This window comes from Actinoplanes sp. NPDC026623 (genome assembly GCF_040638275.1).
In the GTDB taxonomy this organism is placed as follows: Bacteria; Actinomycetota; Actinomycetes; order Mycobacteriales; family Micromonosporaceae; genus Actinoplanes.
The window spans coordinates 1-21,956 of record NZ_JBEZXZ010000080.1; the positions used below are offsets into that span (position 1 = coordinate 1).

The window sequence follows — 21,956 nt, forward strand, 5'->3', positions numbered from 1 at the left end:
GGGTTGGGCGTGCGGGCCCTGATGGCGTTGCGCGCGGTCGTTGAGACCCTTCAGCAGCCAGTCCCGCATCCCGTTGCGGTCGGCCGGCGGGCGGGCGGCAACGGTCACGCGGAATCTCCCAGAGGTGGTGGAACGGCTCGTGAGAAGTATTCATCGCGGGCGTACGCCGCCACCGCTGACAGGCGTTAAAAACGCGTCAACATCGGGTTCGCCTCTCCGGGGTGGGCGACGTCAAGGCCTTTCGGCATCGCGATCGGCGCCTCCAGGCGTCCCGGACCCCCCGTACAGTCGGGGGCATCGGTCATCTCGCGGCGGTGTCAAGTCGCCATGAGCGGGTGTCGCCGGTGCGAAGCACCGAGCACCGGTGTGCTGGCCTCGTAGGTGTCGTTGACGGTGGATCCGGCGTTGGCCACGGCAGAGCAGGGCGGCGACGCCGAGGACGATCGTGTACCGCCACGGCGAGAGATCACCGGTGAGGTCACCGGCCCGATGCGCTAGAAACCCGACGAACACCAGCACCGTGACGCGGTCACGGCCACGCAGGCCCAGGATCGTGCCAGGACGCCGGCCGTGGCGGCCATGACCAGCAGGCGGGCTGCCTGTTCCGGCGGCGCGAAGACCGCGGCGGCGGCCAGCGCCGCGCATCCCCCGGCGAGACCGAACGCCGCGCTGGTCGTCGGATCGCCCGTTGCAACTCGAGCATGCTCGCCGCGGCCAGCACCACCACCGCGTCGATGTCGGCGGCGATCTACCAGCCTGTCACCACGAAACGCTGGGCGCGCAGGTGCCCGAGCAGGTGGCCGCCCGCCACGGTCGTCTTGAGCCGGATGCCGACGATGGCTTCTGCCGGGCCTCGTCGCCGGACGGTACCTCGATGTGCATGGTCATAACCGCAGACATACGCCCCCCAGCGGGGGTCGCGCCCGGACGTTAACACCTTTGATGCGCGAAGCGGCGCAACGTTGACGCGCTGATGACGCGACAGCTGTCAGGTGCCGGGCGTCAGGCTCCGGCGGTGCAGCAGCGTCCGGCGGCCCTTCTGCCGGGACGGCGGCAACGCCGCAGGGAGGCAGGTTGTTCCGCGCCCGGCGCCGTCGCCTTGGCTGACCGCGGCGGCGGCGATGAGTACCGCGGAGACGGGATCCGCCCGGGCTGGTGTTAATAGCGCGTCAAGAATCCACCCGGGAGCGTAGTCATCGCGTTAACACCGATGACAAGAGCTCCGGCGCGCGTTGTGCTTCTCCTCGGCAAGAACGCAACCCTCGTCTAGGAGTCCTCTCTTGGCTGATCTCGTGTTCGTCGGAATCACGGTGGTGCTGTTCTCAGCACTGGCCGCGCTGATCCGGGCGGTCGAACGCTGGTGAGCGCCGTCAACCTCATCGGCCTGATCGTGGCCGTCCTGCTCGGCGCCTTCATGGCCGCCGCCCTGTTGTTCCCGGAGAAGTTCTGATGGCCGGCTGGCTGTTTGTCATCTTGTTGGTGATCGCCCTGGTGGTGGTCTACCGGCCGTTCGGTGACTACATGTACCGGGTCGTCACCGGAACCCGGAGCAACATCGTTGAGCGCGGCGTCTACCGCCTCGTGGGCGTGAACCCGTCCGCCGAGCAGACCTGGGGTGTCTACGCCCGCAGCGTGCTGGCTTTCTCGGCGGTCTCGATCCTCTTCCTGTATGCGTTCCTGCGGGTGCAGGACAAGCTGTGGCTGTCGCTGGGCTTCGACCCGGTCACCACCCACATCGCCTGGAACACGGCGGTCAGTTTCGTGACGAACACGAACTGGCAGGCGTACGCCGGTGAGTCGGCGCTGGGTCACCTGGTGCAGATGGCCGGCCTCGCCGTGCAGAACTTCGTCTCCGCCGCGGTCGGCATCGCCGTCGCGGTCGCGTTGGTCCGCGGGTTCGCCGCCCGCAGGTCGGCGACGCTGGGCAACTTCTGGGTCGACCTGACCCGGATCACGCTGCGGGTGCTGCTGCCGGTCTGCGTCGTCGTCACCGTGGTCTTCTTGGTCGCCGGCATGGTGCAGAACCTGTCCGGAGGCATCGACGTCACCACGCTGACCGGCGCGACCCAGCACCTCACCGGCGGGCCGGTGGCCTCGCAGGAGGCGATCAAGGAGCTGGGTACCAACGGTGGCGGCTTCTACAACGTCAACTCGGCACACCCGTTCGAGAATCCGACCGCCTGGACGAACTGGCTGGAGATCTTCCTGCTGCTGGTGATTCCGTTCAGCCTGCCCCGGGTCTTCGGCCGGATGGTCGGCCAGAACCGGCAGGGCTACGCGATCGTCGCCGTGATGGCGGTCCTGGCGATCGCCTCGATCGCGCTGACGGTCGGCTTCGAGGTGCACGGCGCCGGCACGGTGCCGCAGGCGGTGGGCGCCGCGATGGAGGGCAAGGAGGTCCGCTTCGGCATCCCGAACTCGGCCACCTTCGCCGCGGCGACCACGCTCACCTCGACCGGCGCGGTGGACTCGTTCCACGACTCGTACACCTCGTTCGGCGGGACGATGCCGATCGTCAACATGATGCTCGGCGAGGTCGCCCCGGGCGGTACCGGCTCGGGCCTCTACGGCCTGCTGATCCTGGCGGTGATCACGGTCTTCGTGGCCGGTCTGATGGTCGGGCGCACCCCCGAGTACCTGGGCAAGAAGATCGGGGCGCGGGAGATGAAACTCGCCTCGCTGTACTTCCTGGCCACCCCCACGATCGTGCTGTGCGGAGCCGCCGCGGCCTTCGCCACCGGCAACAACGCGACCGCTCTGAACGTCGGACCGCACGGCCTGTCCGAGGTGCTCTACGCGTTCACCTCCGCCGGTAACAACAACGGCTCCGCGTTCGCCGGCATCACCGTGAACACCCCCTGGTGGGACACCGCGCTGGGCCTGGCCATGCTGCTCGGCCGCTTCCTGCCGATGGTGCTCGTGCTCGCCCTGGCCGGCTCGCTGGCCCGGCAGCACCCGGTACCCGAGTCCGAGGGCACCCTGCCCACCCATCAACCCCTGTTCGTCGGGATGGTCGTCGGCGTCACCGTGGTGCTGGTCGCGCTGACCTTCCTGCCCGCTCTCGCGCTCGGACCCATCGCGGAGGGCCTGTCGTGACTGACTGCACCGAGCACAGCGAGGGCCGGGAAGGTACGACGAAGGCGATTCAGCCATGACCACCCCCACCACCCTGCAGAAGCCTCCCGCCGAACGACAGTCCGTCGCCTCCGGTGAGCGTCGCGTCGGTGGCGGCCTGCTCGACCCGGCCCAGCTCTGGCGTTCGCTGCCGGATGCGCTGGTCAAGCTCGACCCCCGCACGCTGTGGCACAACCCGGTGATGCTGATCGTCGAGGTCGGCGCGCTGTTCACGACCGCCCTGGCGATCACCGAGCCGAGCGTGCTGGCCTGGTCTATCGCCGTCTGGCTGTGGCTCACTGTGGTCTTCGCGAATCTGGCCGAGGCCGTCGCCGAGGGCCGCGGCAAGGCCCAGGCGGCAGCGCTGCGCCAGTCGAAACGGGACATGACGGCCCGGCGACTCGTCGACGGCGTCGAGCGCCGCATCCCAGCACCCGAGCTCAAGCAGGGTGACATCGTCGTGGTCGAGGCCGGCGAGACCATCCCCGGCGACGGCGACGTCATCGAGGGCATCGCCAGCGTCGACGAGTCCGCGATCACCGGCGAGTCCGCACCCGTCATCCGCGAGTCCGGCGGCGACCGGTCCGCGGTCACGGGCGGCACGAAGGTCCTGTCGGACCGGATCGTCGTGCGGATCACCCAACGGCCGGGGGAGAGCTTCGTCGACCGGATGATCGCGCTGGTCGAGGGCGCCAACCGGCAGAAGACGCCGAACGAGATCGCGCTGAACATTCTGCTCGCCGCGCTCACGCTCATCTTCCTGCTCTCGGTGGCGACTCTGCAGCCCCTAGCCATCTTTTCCAAGGCGTTTCAGGCGGCGGCCCCGGACACCGCGGCGATCGACGGCAACGGCGTCACCGGCATCGTCCTGGTATCACTGATCGTCTGCCTGATCCCGACCACCATCGGGGCGCTACTCTCGGCGATCGGCATCGCCGGCATGGACCGCCTCGTGCAGCGCAACGTCCTGGCCATGTCGGGCCGCGCGGTCGAGGCGGCCGGCGATGTGAACACGCTGCTGCTCGACAAGACCGGCACCATCACCCTCGGCAACCGGCAGGCCGCGGAGTTCGTCGCCGTCGACGGCGTCGCCACGGCCACCCTGGCCGACGCCGCGCAGCTGTCCAGCCTCGCCGACGAGACCCCGGAGGGCCGCTCGGTGGTCGTCCTGGCCAAGACCGAGTTCGGGCTGCGCGAGCGGGAACCTGGCCTGATGCCGAATGCCACGTTCGTGGCGTTCTCGGCGCAGACCCGGATGAGTGGCGCCGACCTGCCGGACCGTCGGATCCGCAAGGGCGCCGCTGCCGCGGTCATGAAATGGGTACGCGAGCACGGCGGCCATCCCACCGACGACGTCGGTCACATCGTGGACGCGATCAGCGGCAGCGGCGGCACCCCCCTCGTCGTGGCGGAGCACGTCGCCGGGGAGCCGGCCCGGGCGCTGGGCGTCATCCACCTCAAGGACGTCGTCAAGTCGGGGATGCGGGAACGGTTCGACGAGATGCGCCGGATGGGCATCCGCACCGTGATGATCACCGGCGACAACCCGCGCACCGCCAAGGCGATCGCGGACGAGGCCGGCGTCGACGACTTCCTGGCCGAGGCCACCCCAGAGGACAAGCTCGCCTACATCCGCAAGGAGCAGCAGGGCGGCCGGCTGGTCGCGATGACCGGCGACGGCACCAACGACGCACCCGCCCTCGCGCAGGCCGACGTCGGGGTGGCGATGAACACGGGCACGTCGGCCGCGAAGGAGGCCGGCAACATGGTCGACCTCGACTCCGACCCGACGAAACTCATCGAGATCGTCGAGATCGGCAAACAGCTGCTGATCACCCGCGGGGCGCTGACCACGTTCTCCATCACCAACGACATCGCCAAGTACTTCGCGATCATTCCGGCGATGTTCGCCGCGGTGTACCCCGGCCTCGACACGCTCAACGTGATGCGGCTGCACTCGCCGGGCTCGGCGATCCTGTCCGCGGTCATCTTCAACGCGCTCGTCATCGTCGCGCTGATCCCGCTCGCCCTGCGCGGCGTGCGGTACACGCCGTCGAGTGCGAGCGCGCTGCTGCGGCGCAACCTGCTGGTCTACGGCCTCGGGGGCGTCGTCGCCCCGTTCGTCGGCATCAAAGTCATCGACCTGCTCATCCAGTTCATCCCCGGGATCTGATCACCGTGCGACTTCCTTCCTGGCTTTCCCAGCACTTGGCCGCCATGCGGGCCCTGCTGGTCTTCACGGTGCTTCTCGGCATCGTCTACCCCCTCGCGATGGTGGCCGTCGGTCGCCTTCCCGGGCTCGACCACCGTGCCGACGGCTCACTGATCACCGTCGCCGGCCGCGCCGTCGGCAGCCGGCTGATCGGGCAGGCGTTCACCGACGCGGACGGCAAACCCGACCCGCGCTACTTCCAGAGCCGCCCGTCGGCGGCCGGCGACGGCTACGACCCGACCTCCACCTCCGCCAGCAACCTCGGCCCCGAAAGCATTGTGGATACGCCCGCCGACAACCCCGACGACGCGTCGCAGAGCCTGCTCACCCAGGTCTGCGCCCGCAGCCTCGCCGTCGGCACCCTCGAAGGCGTCGACGGTCGGCGGCCCTACTGCACCGCCGACGGTGTCGGAGCGGTCCTCGCCGTGTTCCGCCGTGACGGGTTCACCGGGCCGGTCACCCGGGTCGTGTCGGTCAACCAGACCGGTACCCCGTTCCTCGCCGCCTACGAGGGCGTACCGGTGGAGTCGGCCAAGACCGGTGTGGACTACCGGGACCTGGGTGGGGTCATCACGGCGATCCGTGGTGGCGCACCGACGCCGCCGGCCGTGCCCGCCGACGCCGTCACCGCCAGTGCCAGCGGCCTCGACCCGCACATCAGCGCGGCCTACGCCGAACTGCAGGTGCCCCGGATCGCCCGGGAACGCGGCCTGAGCCCGGAAAAGGTCCGAGCCCTGGTCAAGGACAACACCGACGACCGTGCGCTCGGCTTCCTCGGCGAGCCCGGCGTCAACGTCCTGCAACTCAACCTCGCCCTCGACGGACAGAAGTAGCAGCGACAGGAAGGCAGGGCGGAGCCGAATGCCCCGCGGAGAACTACGGATCTACCTCGGCGCCGCCCCCGGCGTCGGCAAGACGTACGCGATGCTCGAGGAGGCGCACCGCCGCGCCGGGCGCGGCACCGACATCGTCGTCGGGTTCGTCGAGACGCACGGCCGCAAACACACCCAGGCCATGCTCGCCGACCTCGAGGTGCTGCCGCGGACGACGGTGTCGTACCGTGGTGCCGAGTTCACCGAGATGGACCTCGACGCGGTGCTGCACCGCAAACCCGGGGTCGCCGTCGTGGACGAGCTGGCACACACCAACGTGCCCGGCGGCCGCAACGCCAAACGCTGGCAGGACGTCCAGGAACTCCTGGCCGCCGGCATCACCGTCCTGACCACGGTCAACGTGCAGCACCTCGAATCACTCAACGACGTCGTCGCGCAGATCACCGGCGTCGAGCAGCGCGAGACCGTGCCCGACGCCGTGGTCCGCGCCGCCGAGCAGGTCGAACTGGTCGACATGACCCCCGAATCGCTGCGCCGGCGGATGGCGCACGGCAACATCTACCGGCCCGAGAAGATCGACGCCGCCCTCGGCAACTACTTTCGTACCGGCAACCTCACCGCGCTGCGCGAACTGGCCCTGCTGTGGCTGGCCGACAAGGTCGACGACCAACTCGACGCCTACCGCGCCGACCACAAGATCGACGCGACCTGGGAGACCCGTGAACGCGTCGTCGTCGCCCTGACCGGCGGCCGCGAGGGCGACACCCTCATCCGGCGCGCCGCGCGGATCGCGGACCGCACCAAGGGCGCCGACCTGATGGCCGTACACATATCCCGTAACGACGGTCTGGCCGGTGCCGACCCGGCGACGTTGGCCAGGCACCGGGTCCTGGTGGAGAGCCTGGGTGGCACCTACCATCAGGTGATCGGCGGCGACGTGCCCCGGGCCCTGCTGGATTTCGCCCGCGGAGTCAACGCCACCCAGATCGTGCTCGGCGCGTCCAGCCGCGGCCGGTTCGCCCAGATCTTCTCCGCCGGGGTCGGCGTCACCACCACCGCGCTCTCCGGATCCATCGACGTGCATCTGGTGACCCACGAACGGGCCGGGCAGGGGCGCCGCGCCCGGCGCGCGCCGGCGGCACTGTCACGCGGCAGGCGCATCGCCGGTTTCCTGACCGTGCTCCTCGGCCTACCCGCACTCACCTGGCTTCTGCACCTCGGCACCGGGCTCTCGCTGACCAACGACATCCTGCTCTTCCTCGCCGCGGTCGTCGGTGTCGCCCTCATCGGTGGACTGTGGCCGGCCCTGCTCGCCGCCGTGGCCGGATCGCTGCTGCTGAACTGGTTCTTCACCCCGCCAGTCGGTCGGTTCACCATCGCAGAGGGCGAGAATCTGCTCGCCCTCGCCATCTTCGTGATCATCGCGATTGCCGTCAGCTGGGTCGTCGACACCGCCGCGAGCAAGACCCGCCAAGCCGCGCGGGCCGGTGCCGAGGCGCAGACACTGGCGACCGTCGCGGGCGGTGTCCTGCGCGGCGAGCGGCCCCTGATGGCACTGCTGGAGCGACTACGCGAGACCTTCACCCTCGACTCGGTGACCCTGCTGGACCAGGGCGCCGTCGTCGCGGAGGTCGGCCAACCGACCTGTACCCGGTCTACCGACGCGGACGTCGAGGTCAAAGGCGACGACAACCTCGTCATGCTACTCAAGGGCCGTCCCCTGCAGGCCAGCGACCGGCGAATCGTCGAGGCGTTCGCCGCGCAGGCCACCCTGGCGCTGCGGCAGGAGAGGCTGGCCGCGGAAGCCGCGACCGCGAAACCCCTCGCCGAGGCCGATCGGATGCGGACTGCGCTGCTGGCGGCCGTCAGTCACGACCTGCGCACCCCGCTCGCCTCCGCGAAGGCCGCCGTCGCCGGCCTGCGCAGCACCGACGTGCATTTCGACGATCACGACCGCGCAGAACTGCTCGCCACGGCCGACGAGTCGATCGACCGGCTGGTCCGGCTGGTCACCAACCTGCTCGACATGAGCCGGCTGCAGGCCGGAGCCCTGGGCATCGCACCCATCGACGTGGGCGCGGAGGAGATCGTGCCGCGTGCGCTCGACGACCTCGGCCCGGCCGGCCGGACCGTCCGGCTGCTCATCCCGGAGGACCTGCCGTACCTGTACGCCGACCCCGGCCTGCTGGAACGCATCGTCGTCAACCTGTCCGCCAACGCCCTGCGCCACAGCCCGCACGACCAGCCGCCGGTCATCACCGCGAGCTCGCTGGGCCCCGCCGTCGAGATCCGGGTCATCGACCACGGCCCCGGAATCCCCGAAGACCGCTGGGGCGACGTCTTCCTGCCCTTCCAACGTCTCGGGGACCGCGACAACCACACCGGTGTCGGCCTCGGCCTCGCCCTGTCCCGCGGCCTCACCGAGGCGATGGGCGGCACCCTGACCCCCGAGGAGACACCCGGAGGTGGACTCACCATGATCATTTCCTTGCCGACGGCAGCTGGCCGATGACCCGCATCCTCGTCGTCGACGACGAACCCCAGATCGTCCGCGCACTGAGCATCAACCTGCGCGCCCGCGGCTACGACGTCGACACCGCCGCCGACGGCACCTGCGCACTGCGCGCCGCCACCCGCAACCAACCCGACCTGGTCGTCCTCGACCTCGGCCTGCCCGACATGGACGGCACCGACGTCATCCGAGGCCTGCGCGGCTGGACCGCCATCCCCATCATCGTGCTCTCCGGACGCGCCGGCAGCCACGACAAGGTCGACGCACTGGACGCGGGCGCCGACGACTACATCACCAAACCGTTCGGCATCGACGAACTCCTCGCCCGCATCCGCGCGGTCACCCGCCGCACCCAACCGCACGGCGAGACGCCGCCCATCGTCACCATCGGAGAGCACGCCATCGACCTCGGCGCCCGCAGCATCACCGGCGGCGACGCCGACGTGCGACTGACCGCCACCGAATGGCAACTGCTGGAACACCTGCTGCGCCACCCCGGCAAACTGCTCAGCCAGCGCACGCTGCTGCACGACGTGTGGGGCCCGCGACATTTCACCGAAACCAACTACCTACGGCAGTACATGGCCCGGCTGCGCCGCAAACTCGAAGCCGATCCCGCCCACCCCCGCCACCTGCTCACCGAACCGGGCATGGGCTACCGCTTCCGGCCCTGATCGACACCCGGACGATCGTGGGATGTCGCCGCCTTCCAGGCACAGCGGCTCACCCCAGGGCGGCGCCCACCTGGTCGGCCAGGGTCACCGCGACGCGGCGATCGCTCAGCGGTGCGGACGTCCCGGGTGCAGCCTTCAGCAGGTATCGGCCATGCAGCCGGCCGGCGTTCTCTACGAGCAGTTCGATGTCGGTGTCGGACGGCAAACCGTTGCGGTCGACATCCCACACGCTGCCCTTCCACAGGATCTGACCGTCGCGGCGCAGCCGGGCCGGGCCTCCGAGGCCGGCGACGCCGGACTGGTACCGGGCACTGCTCAGGTGCAGGGTGTCCAACAACCGGTCGGACACCTGCCTGATCAGATCCTGGGGCGACCCACCGGTCGCACCGGCGTCGGCGGCGGCCTGAATGCCCGCCAGGTAGCCCGCCTCACGGTGAGCGATCGCCTCCTGCCGACGACCCCACACCGCCAGTTCGGTCACCGCGACACCCACGGCCATCAGCAGCACGAAAGTCTCGACGTCGGACCGGTCGCCGATGGTGAGACGCTGATAGGGCTCGGTGAAGTAGAAGTCGAACCAGACGCCGGCGGACAGCGCTGCCAGGTAACCGGCCGGGCGGTTGCCGAACGCCGCAACGGCGACCACGACCACGACGAGCAGGAGCGCGACGTGGGTGTTCTCGATCCGGGCGCGCAACGGCACCAACATCGTCGAGACGACGAACGGAGCAACGATCGCGAAACCGACGGCGAGCCGGTCTCGTCCGCGCCAGGTGGCCACCACTCGACCATACTCACGAACCACCGCGCGGCGGGACGCCATGTCATTCTCGGCGGCAATCCCGGCTCCCCGAGCGGCACGGGCCGCATGACGGCTGCCGGCGAGCAGTGGACACCCATCGAATGCCGGCTGGTCGAGGCCTTCGGGCATCGCACGCCGCGCAGCTGCCGGGCGGCGATAACCCGGCACGGATGCGCAGCCAGGCGGACCAGGCCTGGTGGAGATCGACGCCGAGCGTCGCACCTGTGGACGCGTGCGCCGCCACCGGAACGGTGACCTTCACTCGATCCGATCGGCGTGTCAGCGCAAGCATTCTGTCCCGCTGGCCGGGCGGTTCCCGCGGGAATTCCCGCGGCGGTCAGCACCGGACAGCACGCGACTTCGTCGACGGACTACTCACGAGACGCATCAACAGTCCTTCAAGGACTGACTCTCGGGAGATGAGTAGACATGGCCGATCAAAGGCTGCGCGAGGAAGCTGTCATGGGCGGTCAGTAGGGAGCGGCAAGCTCGGTCTGGCATCGACGTCGACGCGCCCTCCACGCCGCGCGTACCAAGATTGACCCGTCGCTGACCGGTCAGGTGATCATGGGCTGAACCGGTAGCCCATGCCCGGCTCGGTGAGCAGGTGTTTCGGGTGGGTCGGATCGTCCTCGAGTTTGCGGCGTAGCCGGGCCATGTACTGCCGAAGATAGTTCGTCTCGGTCTGGTAATGCGGCCCCCACACGTCGCGCAGCAGGGCCTGTTGACTGACGAGCATGCCCGGGTTGCGCAGCAGGTGGTCGAGGATCTGCCACTCGGTCGGGGTGAACTTCACGTCGTGGGAGACGGTGCGCCCGGCCAGGTCAACGGCGTACCGGCCGACGGTGACGATGGCGGGGCGCTCGGCGGCGGGCTGGGTGCGGCGCAGGGCGGCGCGGATGCGGGCCAGGAGTTCATCGACGCCGAAGGGTTTGGTGACGTAGTCGTCGGCGCCGGCGTCGAGGGCGTCGACCTTGTCGTGGCCGTCGGCGCGGCCGGAGAGCACGACGATCGGTACGGTGGTCCAGCCGCGCAGCCCGCCGATGACCTCCACGCCGTCGAGGTCGGGCAGGCCGAGGTCGAGGATGACCAGGTCGGGCGGGTTGTCGGTGGCGGTCTTCAGGGCGGTGCCGCCGTCGTCGGCGGTGTCGACGTCGTAGCCGCGGGCGCGCAGGTTGACCCGCAGGGCGCGCAGGATCTGTGGGTCGTCGTCGACGACGAGGATGCGGGTCATTCGGGTACCTCCGGGGTGTGCGCGCCGGCGGGCAGGGTGAGGATCATGGTGAGGCCGCCACCGGGTGTCTCTTCCGGGGTCAGCGTGCCACCCATGGCTTCGGTCAGCCCGCGCGACAGGGCGAGGCCGAGACCGATGCCGGTGTGGTTGTCGCGGTCGCCGAGGCGTTGGAACGGCAGGAAGACGTCGTCCCACCGGTCCTCGGGGATGCCCGGTCCGTGGTCGATGACCCGGATCTCGATGGTGTCGTGGAGCGCGCTGGCGGTGACGATCGGCGGCCGGTCGGGTGGGCTGTGCCGCAGGGCGTTCGCGACGAGGTTGACCAGGATGCGCTCGAGCAGGCCGGGGTCGGCGTGCACGGCGGGCAGGTCGGGCGACAGGTGCAGCGGAACGCTGACGCCGAGGTCGTCGAGGGCCCGCGGGACGACCTCCTCCGCGCCGACGTCGATGGCGTGCACGCCGAGCGCGCCGGCCTGCAGGCGGCTCATGTCGAGCAGGTTCGCGACGAGGCGGTCGAGCTTGTCCAGGGACTCGTCGGCGGTGGCGAGCAGTTCGGCGCGGTCGTCGTCGTCGAGGTGCACGTCGGCGGCGGCGAGCCCGGCGACGGCGGCCTTGGCGGAGGCCAGCGGGGTGCGCAGGTCGTGGCTGACGGCGGCGAGCAGGGCGGTGCGCATCCGATCGGCCTCGGCGAGGGGTTTCGCGGCGGCGGCCTCGGCGGCGAGTCGTTCCTGTCGGACGGCGAGGGCGGCCTGCGCGGCGAACGCCTCGACGATGCGCCGGTCGCTGGCCTGCAGTTCCCGTCCCCGTAGGACCAGGGTGAACCGGTCGTCCGCGGTCACCTCGGCGTCTGCGTCACCCGGTGCGGTGCACGGTTCGCCGCCGACCGATGCCACCACGGTCCAGCCGGGGTTGTCGCGTTCCAGCAGGGTGACCGAGTCCAGGTGGAAGGTTTCGTGGAGTCGTTCCAGCAGGGCGGTCAGTGGCCGGGCGCCGCGCAGGACGCTGCCGGCGACGGTGGCGAGGGTCTGTGCGTCGGCGCCGGCCTGGGCGGCTTGCCGGGTGGTGCGGGCGGCCGTGTCGACGACCCAGCTGACCGCGATGGCCACGACGACGAAGATGATCAGGGCAAGCAGGTTGGTGCCCTCGGCGATGGTGAACCGGCCGGTCGGTGGGGTGAAGAACCAGTTGAGCAGCAGCGACCCGCCGACGGCGGCGAGCAGGGCGGGCCACAGTCCACCGATCAGGGCTACGCCGACGATGGCCGCGAGGAAGAGCAGGATGTCGTTGGTCAGCGACATGTGGGGTGCGACATGTAGCAGCCAGGTCAGCGCTGGGAACCCGACCAGCACGGTCAGGAACCCTGTGATCCGCCGCCGGCGGGACAGTGCTGCCGGCAGCCGCCGGGTGACGCGGCCACGACGGACGCGTTCGTGGTTGACCAGGTGCACGTCGATGCTGCCGGAGCGGGCGGTGGTGGTGACGCCGACGCCGGCGGAGAAGAGTTGGGCGAGCCGGCCGCGGCTGCTCGCGCCGAGCACGATCTGGGTGGCGTTCGCGCCGCGGGCGAAATCCAGCAGCGCTGCGGGGATGTCGCCGCCGATGACCTGGTGGTAGGTGCCGCCGAGGCTCTCGATCAGGACGCGTTGGCGGGCCAGCGCGGCCGGGTTCGCGCCGGCGAGGCCGTCGTTGCGGGAGACGTGTACGGCTATCAGGTCGGCGCCTTTGGTGCGGGCCGCGGTCCGGGCGGCGCGGCGGATGAGGGTGTCGCCTTCGGGGCCGCCGGTGAGGGCGACGACGACGCGTTCGCGGGTTTCCCAGGTGGTGTCGATGTGGTGGTCGGCGCGGTAGGCGTCGAGTTGGTCGTCGACCTTGTCGGCCAGCCACAGCAGGGCCAGTTCGCGCAGGGCGGTGAGGTTGCCGGTGCGGAAGTAGTTGCCGAGGGCGGCGTCGATGTTCTCGGGCCGGTAGATGTTGCCGTGTGCCATTCGCCGGCGTAGCGCTTCGGGGGTCATGTCGACGAGTTCGACCTGTTCGGCGGCGCGGACCACGGCGTCGGGTACGGTCTCGCGTTGTTCGACGCCGGTGATCTGCGCGACGACGTCGTTGAGTGATTCGAGGTGCTGCACGTTGACCGTGGTCAGGACGGTGATGCCGGCGGCCAGGAGTTCCTGGACGTCCTGCCAGCGTTTGGCGTTGCGGCCGCCGGGCACGTTGGTGTGTGCCAGCTCGTCCACGACGGCGACGGCGGGCCCTCGGGCCAGGAGCGCGTCGAGGTCCATCTCGGTGAACTCGGCACCCCGGTACGACACCGTCGTCCGCGGCAGCACCTCGAGGTCGGCGAGCATGGCCTGGGTGTGTTTGCGGCCGTGCGTCTCGACGAACCCGACGACGATGTCGGTGCCGCGCCCGGCGCGCCGGTGCGCCTCCTCGAGCATCGTGTACGTCTTGCCGACGCCCGGGGCGGCACCCAGGTAGATCCGTAGTTGCCCGCGTGCCACCCCAGGTCTCCTCACTGCCGCGCAACCAGGGCGAGGCCGAGCCTGAGGACGTTGACACCCGCCTCGCCCGGGAAATCCGAGCGCCTGATCGTCGGTGTGCTCAGGTACAAGTGTGCGCACGCTGTCGGTGTCCGTGCCGCGGATCTCGGGTGACACGCGGCGCTCGATGCCGCCGGCACTGCGAACGGCATCGCCGTGAGCCAGCCGAACCATGATCAGCCACGACAGCTTTTGTGATCACGCCTGTCAGCAGCGTTGACGCGATGACTACGCCGCTGCGCGCATTTTTGACGCGCTGTTGACGCCGTCGCTGGTCCGGCCGCCTGACGTACCGCCGCCGACATCGACGCGATCGCGCTGCTCGCCGCGCCGAGCATGCACCGCGCCCTCACCGACCTGAACCGGCACGGCGGCGCCGACCACCACCGCCGCGCACATCATGCTGCGCCGGATAGGGGCTGAACCAGCCGCGCTGAGCTCAGCGCGGCCGCGGATCCGGCTCGGCGCCGGCGACGGCCCGGACGGCCGCCGCAGCGGCGATGGCCGGCACGTAGGCGAGGCTGGAGAAGTAGTCCACCCCGGTGAGGCACATCACCTTCCACCAGGCGTGCTGCTCGGCATGCGCCTCGCCGGCGGTCGGCCCGACCGGCTGCACCTGATGCCTGAGCAACCACCGGGCCAAGCCGCCCGCGGGCTGAGAACGCGACGCGGCAACGTTCACCACCGCCGGTATGGCGGTCTCCTTCGGCGCCCGTGCCGGGGCACCGGTACCACGTGCTCTCTTCGCCACGGGACACCACGCTACGACACCGGCGCACGAGCTGCGTCGGTTGGATCATTTCTGATCGGCGTAGCGTCCTCCCAGGCTGCCAGCATGGCGGTCACCCCGCACCGATGCATCCCAGAGAGCGGAAGACCGACTGAGACCGGTAGCGGTACGCAACAGCCACCGGCACCTGAAAGACACGCCACATCATGCTATGGCATGTCACCGTCCTGGTCCTGGGTGAGTTCGGCCAGGACGTCAGCCGCATCGCGTGAGCCGCTGGCGGCAAGACGGCGTAGTTACTCGAAGTCGTCCTGCTCAGCCGCGAGCTGGACAAGCTGGTCGACGGCGTCGGTGCTGCCGGCGTCGGCGAGACGACGCAACTCGCTCATATCACCCCGCTCGCCCGCCAGTTCGACGAGCTGATCGACGGCGTCGCGGTCACCTTCGGCCATACGTGCTCGAAGGTCCCGCAGATCATCGTCGGACATATCGGGAACCTCTCGTTGAGGCGGCTACCGTCCGCCGCACGGCAGGAGCATAGGGGTCGTCGCCACCCGGCACGGTGGTCAAGCCTCGCCGGAGGCGAGTCTCGACGGTGCGGTACGGATTGACGCTCGGCTTCGGGCCGTCGATGTCAGACCCGAGGCGGTAGCCGATGCCTCAGTACTCGCATCAGCGGCACCGACGAAGTTCGCAGTGCCTACGCAGAAAGAAGGTCCGGCTGTTCCGAACGGCACGGTTGGCGAGGAACCCGTCGGGTTCGGTTCGGGGCGACGATGACGCGGGCTCTGAGCCGGCATCTCATTCCCGGCTCGATATCTGCTCGAGCGTCTACCGGCCATCAGCCGCCTGGGTCCGTCGTTGGATCGACTGCACGTGGACGATGTTTCGTTAGATGGGTGACCATCGCCTACCAGCCGATGACACTGACAGGCATCGCTGGCCATCTCTCTCATCCGAGCGACGAGAATTAGGTGGAAGCACGTCTGGGAGTTCTTCGAGGAATATCGGTGGGCCTCGATCGAAGAGCGACCAGGGCTGCTTCGTAATGAGCCGCATGGTAACAACGGCGCAGGTTGGGGGCGCGGACGCCGGCGATGGCGATGGCGATGGCGCCAGCATGCCCGGGGGCCCGGGTGGTTCAGGTAGGTACATGCGTATCAGCGGAGTTGGTGACGATGGCAGCTGGTGATTCGGTGTATCCTTCTTTTCCATATTTGGTCGTTAGCGTTCATGATCCGTCTACGGCCGGCGGGAAGGCTGTGGTTCTCATGGGCTGTCAAGTGGTTGACGCTGCCGCTCAGTCTGCGTGCTCGAACCCCTTTTTCGTCGGCAATTTCGTGCCAGGGTCAGAACTTCTCGCGTACTCCGCGACACAAGCGCCCCTTCGATCCTTCGGAACGTTGCGTTGGACGCAGGGGCATGCACCGCACTTGATCGGGCGTGGTCACACGCCTGGTCACAGCGTTGATCAACTTCTCCGGGATTGGGCGAAATTGGGCGGCACGACGATGTTGTTCTGTCCGATTCTGCGTACATAAAGACACGTACCGGCATCGCTTGATAGAAATGTCTGGGGGTCAAGGGGTCGCAGGTTCAAATCCTGTCAGCCCGACCAATCTGACCAGGGGATATGCAGAAGGCTGCATATCCCCTGAGCTGTTCCGGGGCGATGTGGTCGCCTGGTGGTCGCACCCGAGCACGGATCTTGCAACCGTCCTCGTCAAGCTGCTTCTGGATGGGCCTTGTCGAGGGCTGCCGCGGTGGCGTCCACCGCTTCTTGGGCTACTTCCTGGGTGAGGTGGCCGTAGATGTCGACGGTGGTGGCCAGGTTCTTGTGGCGCAGGGTCTTGGAGACCATGGCGATGGGGACGCCGGCGCTGAGCATGATGGTCGCCGCCAGGTGACGCAGGTCGTGGACTCGGATGCGAGGCAGGGCCGCCTCGGCGGCCAGCTGCCGGAATCGACCCAGGACGTACTGCGGTCGCTGAGGCTGCCGATCCGCGCGGGTGAAGACTAGGCCGTCCGGGTCGGTCGTCTCTCGGCATCGCTGCCGGCGTAGAGCGTCGACGGCGCGGTGGGACAAGGCGACCCAGTCGCGGCTGCCGTCGGTCTTGGGGTCGCTGAGCATCGTTCGGGAGTTGTTGATGCTGACCAGGGTGTGCCGGACGAAGAGCACGCGGTTGTCGAGGTCGACGTCTGTCCAGTGCAGGCCGAGGACTTCGCCTTTGCGCATGCCGGTACAGATCATCAGCTCGAACAGGTCGGCCAGCGGGTCGTCGACGCGGTGGCAGTAGCGCAGGAACCCTTCGGCTTGGCGGGTGGTCCAGCAGCCGAGGTCTCGGCGCGGTGGCCGGGGCAGGCCTGCGTATCTGGCGGGGCTGTGGGGCAGGCGTCGTTGTTTGACGGCGTCGTTGAGGGCGCTCGACAGGGTGGTGATGCACCGGGCCAGGGTGACGTGCCCGCGGCCGGCGGCGACCGGTTGGCGGATGAGTTGTCGGACGTGTTCGTGGGTGAGGCGTTCTAGGCGGACGGCGCCAATCGCGGGGATGAGGTCCTGGTCGATGTAGGCGCGGTAGCGCAGCACGGTGTTGGGCTTCAGATTCGGAGACTTGGTGTCCAGCCAGGAGGTCAGGTATTGGGCGACGGTCTCGGCGTCGTCGAGGTGTACGCCGGCTCGCTCGCACTCGAGGACCTTGCTGAGTGCCTCGGATGCCTCAATCTTGGTGGCGTAGCCGCTGCGGCGCATGGTCTTGCGCTTGGCAGCGACCGTCGGGCGGTCGACGGCGAACGCCCAGACGCCGTGCCTGGGGTTGGCGAGCTTGGGGCAGCGGGTGCCGAGCTGCCTGCCGTTGTTGTCGCGGCAGGCGCAGCGGCGGTAGACACGGCCCCGGTTCGGATTCGGCCTCATGACGGGCCTCCTTGCGTCTCGGTTTCGGTCGGTCCGGTAGCCGTGCCCCGTCAGGGTGCGACCACAACGCGACCACCGGTGATGTCACCCCTGCGTGTGACGTCCGGAGTTGAAACTCGGTCAAGGGTTCTGGCGCGGGGGGCTAGGCGTGGCCGGGCGACGGATCAGACACCACGACGAACCGCTGATCAGGCCGGCACAGACTCGCGATCGCTCGCTTCTCATGGTTGGACGCCACGTATACCGTGACCTCGGCGAGCCGCTCGGCGATGTCCGTGGTGATGCGCGACGCGACCGGGCAGATCACTGCTACCACAAGGCTGCCGCAGAGCACCGAGACGCCCATCGCTTGCTCGGGGTCGCCCTTCAACACCCAAGGCGTCGTCCCGGTCCGCTCGTTCACTTCCCGTTCGACGATGGGCTGCAGCTGCTGCTGACGCTCGAGCAGCGCCGCCACCCGCGCCTCGTGCTGCTGCGCCTCCTTCGCACGGCGGGCTGCAGCCGTTGCCTGCCGCCGCACGTCGCGTTCTTGCTTCTGCTGAAGCTGTTCGCGGAGATCCGTCATTGAGGCGTCGGTGTCCGCCTGGGCGTGCCGGACCGTGTCCGCGTGCTGCAGATAGGCCGGGCTCGTCCACCACCTACGCGGGGTGAATCCGCGGAACCTCGGAGCGGTCGGCTCGCGGCGAGACAAGTCTGCCGGGGGAAGAACCGTGTGGACGGCGTCGTCGCGACAGATGAGACCGACGAACACGTCCAAAGGCAGGGTGACTGCCTCCCAGCGGCCGTGGCCCGGGCACGGCGGTCGTGACGGCAGATCGCTGTACCGCGAACACTTCTCCGGCGGGCAGCGCTCGACTACCAGGCGCGCCACCGGACCCGCTACCTGAATATCGTGCTGGTCGAGCTCCACGGTGACGGCCGGTAGGTCGTCGACGACGAGCCGATCGAACACCCACACCACCTCGACCCCGTCCTCGGCATAGCGGGCTGTCCGAGCACGGGTTTCATCCACATGTTGTTGCGCCAGTTGCGCCTCCCACGCCACCCGGCGGCTACCGTCGGGGGAGACGGCCAGTACGTCTGCACGCCATCGCTGGCCCGGCCCGGCGGCCTCCAACTCGGCATGCCAGCCGGCCCGACGCACGGCAGCGGCGATTGCCGACTTGAGCAGCCGGTGAGCAGCGGTCTCGCCGTTGAGTGGGCAGTCTCGCTGAGCTGCGTCATGCGCGAAGAAGCGTAGACCCAGCGGCGACACCTTGGCGTGCATGGACCTACCGCAGGCAGTGCAGCACAGCGCAACGCGGGGCCGTACCCGGTGGACGCTCTGCCAGGACGCGCCGATTCCGAGATCAGCAAGAGTCGAATCGATCAGCCCGCCCGAAGCGTGGGCAATCAGCGGCATGCGTCGATGGTGCGCTCGACTGCCGTGACGACGCTATGCCGTTTCCAGCCGCCCAGTGCGCCGTTCCCAATGACTTCGGCCCGCCTGGACGAGATGGAGCCCGGCGGGTGCGATGGCGATGGTTCCCAGCAGCGGCCGTAGGGCGTTCTCAGGAGGGCACGGCAGCAGCAGATTCGCAAGAACGGCAAGAGTGCGAAGCTGAAGGTGACCCTTAACATCGTGGTCATGTGCCGCGGCCCGGCCGACCTGGCCGGCTCGGCGCGAGCGGACGACTCAACCCGCTGACAGCACACCAGGGCAAGTGGGTAGCCCTCGAAGCACACGATCATGTCGCACAACAGGTGCGACACGACACTATGCCCTCCGCAGAGGATCTTGTGATGGTTGAAGGAGTTCCGCTCAAGCCGCGCCTGGAACCCGGGCAGTACCGGGGTCGCTGGTCGGTGCCTGACGAAACCGGAGTACTTCAGCACCTCGACGGTGACCTCAACCTGCCCGCTGGGCGCCCTCCGACCGTGTCGGTGACGGGCCGGGTCCCGCTGCTGGTGGAACAGGGCGATGGGATTCACCTCTGCCGGCTTTCCCCAGCATTTCACCCACCCGCTGGTTGTTGGTGAGCTCAGGAACGGGCCGACCGTCATGCTCCTGGACGCCGAGGTGCAGAGTTGGCACGCCGAGCAGGCGTTCATTGACGCCCGAGCAGCGTTGGTAGGACCACCGCGAGCGGCACTCGACGGACCACTCACCTTCGACACCATCAGGATCCAGATCACCGGACTGGACGCCTACGCCGGTATCGGGCCTATCAAGTCGTTCACCTTTCCCACCGACGCCCAAGGCTTCTACAAGCACAAGTGGCAAGTCGAACCTAACCCGGACAGCACCCAGTCGTGGACCGACGAGCACGCCACGGTCACCATCTCCTGGCCCAGCGCCATCGCGCAGGAGTTCGCATTCTTCCGCATGGCGTTCAGTCCGCAGCTCACCATCGAACTCGCACAGCCCATCGGCTTCGAGGACTGCCTGGATGAGTGGATCGAGCCCCTGCGACGGATCATCTCTCTGGCTACGGGCCGAACCGAAGACATCACCTTCCTGAGCGTGGGCCGCCCCGGCGCCGGCGACCGCCACGACGAGTTCCAGGTGTACGGCCACAAACTCGACCAAGTCCCGTTCGCCACCCGGGACAACGTCGTCCGCAAGATCCGCACAGCGTTTCGCGCGAACACGGAACAGCTGTCGCCCCTGCATCTGCTGCGTGCGTGGCAACGGCTGCGCGACGAGCATCATCCGCTGCTGGAAACGTACGGGGCATCGATCGTCCTGCCGCGACAGCACCCCCGCTCGTCATACCTGCTGCTGGTGCAGGCCCTGGAAGGGCTATACGGCCACGAACACCAAGCCGAGTACGACCAGCGCGTCGTTGCGCACATGACGAAGCGAGACGACGCGCTGGCTGCTCTCGCGCCCCTGCCGGACCTGCCGGCAAATGTCATGAAGTTCCTTAAGAAGTATCTGATGCGCAAGCCGCACGGCAGTCTCGACAGCTGTTTAGACGAGATGTTCACGTCGCTGCCCTACGACGTGCGAGACGAACTCAACGCGACCCTGCTGGTGCAGCAGATCAGCCAGGACGCCGGACAGTCAGTGGGCCTGCTTGAGGCGCTCCGAACCGTGCGTAACGGCCTCTCCCACGGCACCAAGGGCTACCCGACCCAGGATCTGCACGCCGTCGTGCAGATCCTCGACCGAGTGACACGTGCGCACATGCTGCGCGTCCTGGGCTGCGGGCCCGACGCGCAAGACCATGCCGCCCGAGGCGACCGCCTGTAGGCCGGTCGAACCGTCACACACCCTGCTGGCCGGCTCCGGGTCGGCTTCCCCGTGCCGTCGTCACATGCGAGCGCCCGGCGCTCCCGTTCCCACCAGAACTATTTGCGGCCGTACGTGGTCGGGTCTACCCCCGCAGTGCCGTCGCGGTGCTGGCACCTGCTCACGACCATGGGCACTTTCGGCTGGAGCTCGCTCGGATCCAACGACCGATGGGGAGCGCGGTCGGTCCTCGATCCTTGCTGGGGCCTCGACCGGATCATCGCTGCGATAGCGCAGATCAGCGACGAGCAGATCGGTCGGTTCCCTGGCGCTCGCTGCCGCGGCGCGCCGACATCGGTGTCATCCTTCACGACCGGTGCGGCGCCTCGTAGACTACCGGCGGCGGTCACGCCCGCCCGTCTCCGAGCCGCTGGCGCCCACGCCGCAGGTGATGATCGAGGACAAGCCGTCACCGACGCAGCGTGACTTCCACAGCCGACCATTCTTCGCGAAGGGCGTGGGCCTTCGCCAGAGGGACATCATGGGCAAGCGCAGCCGGGCCATCCGCGCCGAGATGGCGCAGGCCGGGCAGAACTACACCCGCGCCGCCGCCACGGCGGCCGAGACACCACTGGGCGAGGGCGGGGTACGCAGCAGCGGCGAGGCCGCCGTCGAGCACGTCAGACGCCTGCTGCGAGCGCAACTGGCCACCGACGATGCCCGCTACGAGCGCTTGGAGGAACTTGAACAGGAGGGATATCGCATCGTCGACGGTGGGCAGGTTGGCACTGACGGGTGGAACATCCTGGACTGGCACACCGACGAGGTGATCGCCGAAGGCGACGACGGGTGGGACGGCTACACCGCCGCCACCAAACGGCTCTGCCCCGACGGCAAGTGGGTCCACATCGACAGCGTCGACGACGATCTGCCGTTGCCGCAGGTGAGCACCCCGGGGGTGCCGCCGTCGCTGGGGCAGGCCCTCGACGAATGGATCAGCCAGTCCGACACGTCGGTCGAGGAGATCGCGCAGTTCGTCGGCTGGTCCGTCGAGAAGGTCCGCCAGCACCAGTAATATCGCCTGTCCGTTAGGGGCCACGCAGCCGCAGCCAGACGCCGACCGGCTGGACTGGCATACGTCATTCCGGCCAGCACCTCCAGTGCCCGCCGGTACCTCCGGCAG

15 protein-coding genes and 1 pseudogene are annotated in these 21,956 nt (G+C 68.8%); 8 read left to right on the forward strand and 8 right to left on the reverse strand.

What is annotated here, in order from left to right; translation table 11 throughout:
- Positions 1 to 1,360: 1,360 nt before the first annotated feature.
- From AB0F10_RS23090 to AB0F10_RS23115, 6 genes are read left to right on the forward strand one after another with little or no spacing between them, the layout of a single operon-like run.
- On the forward strand, positions 1,361 to 1,450 hold the full coding sequence (locus AB0F10_RS23090; RefSeq protein ID WP_360628494.1) for a potassium-transporting ATPase subunit F: 90 nt from the start codon (positions 1,361 to 1,363) through the stop codon (positions 1,448 to 1,450).
- Positions 1,450 to 3,096: a potassium-transporting ATPase subunit KdpA gene (gene kdpA / locus AB0F10_RS23095; protein WP_360628497.1), complete on the forward strand. Its 1,647-nt coding sequence runs from the start codon at positions 1,450 to 1,452 to the stop codon at positions 3,094 to 3,096. Before AB0F10_RS23090 ends, kdpA begins: the two co-directional genes overlap by 1 nt.
- A 55-nt stretch (positions 3,097 to 3,151) precedes the next feature.
- Positions 3,152 to 5,287 carry a potassium-transporting ATPase subunit KdpB gene (kdpB, locus tag AB0F10_RS23100; RefSeq protein ID WP_360628500.1) on the forward strand — a complete coding sequence of 712 codons (2,136 nt, stop codon included), beginning with the start codon at positions 3,152 to 3,154 and terminating at the stop codon, positions 5,285 to 5,287.
- A gap of 5 nt (positions 5,288 to 5,292) precedes the next feature.
- Positions 5,293 to 6,159, forward strand: a complete 867-nt coding sequence (locus tag AB0F10_RS23105; protein ID WP_360628503.1) for a potassium-transporting ATPase subunit C — start codon at positions 5,293 to 5,295, stop codon at positions 6,157 to 6,159.
- A gap of 28 nt (positions 6,160 to 6,187) precedes the next feature.
- Positions 6,188 to 8,671 carry a sensor histidine kinase KdpD gene (locus tag AB0F10_RS23110; RefSeq protein WP_360628506.1) on the forward strand — a complete coding sequence of 828 codons (2,484 nt, stop codon included), beginning with the start codon at positions 6,188 to 6,190 and terminating at the stop codon, positions 8,669 to 8,671.
- Positions 8,668 to 9,345, forward strand: a complete 678-nt coding sequence (locus AB0F10_RS23115; protein WP_360628509.1) for a response regulator — start codon at positions 8,668 to 8,670, stop codon at positions 9,343 to 9,345. Before AB0F10_RS23110 ends, AB0F10_RS23115 begins: the two co-directional genes overlap by 4 nt.
- A 49-nt stretch (positions 9,346 to 9,394) precedes the next feature.
- Here the strand turns inward: AB0F10_RS23115 and AB0F10_RS23120 are convergent, their stop codons facing one another.
- From AB0F10_RS23120 to AB0F10_RS23155, 8 genes and pseudogenes are all read right to left on the reverse strand, one after another.
- Positions 9,395 to 10,276, reverse strand: coding sequence for a DUF4118 domain-containing protein (locus tag AB0F10_RS23120; protein ID WP_360628512.1), 882 nt, complete (start codon positions 10,274 to 10,276; stop codon positions 9,395 to 9,397).
- A gap of 436 nt (positions 10,277 to 10,712) precedes the next feature.
- Positions 10,713 to 11,381 carry a response regulator gene (locus tag AB0F10_RS23125; protein ID WP_360628515.1) on the reverse strand — a complete coding sequence of 223 codons (669 nt, stop codon included), beginning with the start codon at positions 11,379 to 11,381 and terminating at the stop codon, positions 10,713 to 10,715.
- Positions 11,378 to 13,879 (reverse strand): DUF4118 domain-containing protein, encoded by a 2,502-nt coding sequence (locus AB0F10_RS23130; protein ID WP_360628518.1) that lies wholly within the window; start codon positions 13,877 to 13,879, stop codon positions 11,378 to 11,380. The genes AB0F10_RS23125 and AB0F10_RS23130 overlap by 4 nt, the downstream gene beginning before the upstream one ends.
- Positions 13,880 to 14,146: 267 nt before the next feature.
- Complete coding sequence (locus tag AB0F10_RS23135; protein WP_360628521.1) at positions 14,147 to 14,320, reverse strand: hypothetical protein; 174 nt, start codon at positions 14,318 to 14,320, stop codon at positions 14,147 to 14,149.
- Positions 14,321 to 14,402: 82 nt separating this feature from the next.
- Positions 14,403 to 14,603 (reverse strand): annotated as a pseudogene (locus AB0F10_RS23140) (amino acid transporter); the annotation flags it as partial.
- A gap of 341 nt (positions 14,604 to 14,944) precedes the next feature.
- Positions 14,945 to 15,136 carry a hypothetical protein gene (locus AB0F10_RS23145; RefSeq protein WP_360628523.1) on the reverse strand — a complete coding sequence of 64 codons (192 nt, stop codon included), beginning with the start codon at positions 15,134 to 15,136 and terminating at the stop codon, positions 14,945 to 14,947.
- Between the two features lie 1,235 nt (positions 15,137 to 16,371).
- Positions 16,372 to 17,559 carry a site-specific integrase gene (locus tag AB0F10_RS23150; protein WP_360628526.1) on the reverse strand — a complete coding sequence of 396 codons (1,188 nt, stop codon included), beginning with the start codon at positions 17,557 to 17,559 and terminating at the stop codon, positions 16,372 to 16,374.
- A gap of 142 nt (positions 17,560 to 17,701) precedes the next feature.
- Positions 17,702 to 18,961, reverse strand: coding sequence for a competence protein CoiA family protein (locus AB0F10_RS23155; RefSeq protein WP_360628529.1), 1,260 nt, complete (start codon positions 18,959 to 18,961; stop codon positions 17,702 to 17,704).
- A 558-nt stretch (positions 18,962 to 19,519) separates the two neighbouring features.
- On the opposite strand from AB0F10_RS23155, the gene AB0F10_RS23160 reads away from it, so the two are divergent.
- Both AB0F10_RS23160 and AB0F10_RS23165 read left to right on the forward strand, forming a co-directional pair.
- Positions 19,520 to 20,794: a hypothetical protein gene (locus tag AB0F10_RS23160; protein WP_360628532.1), complete on the forward strand. Its 1,275-nt coding sequence runs from the start codon at positions 19,520 to 19,522 to the stop codon at positions 20,792 to 20,794.
- Between the two features lie 430 nt (positions 20,795 to 21,224).
- Entirely contained in the window at positions 21,225 to 21,848 is a 624-nt protein-coding gene (locus AB0F10_RS23165; RefSeq protein ID WP_360628535.1) for a hypothetical protein, read from the forward strand.
- Positions 21,849 to 21,956: the final 108 nt, after the last annotated feature.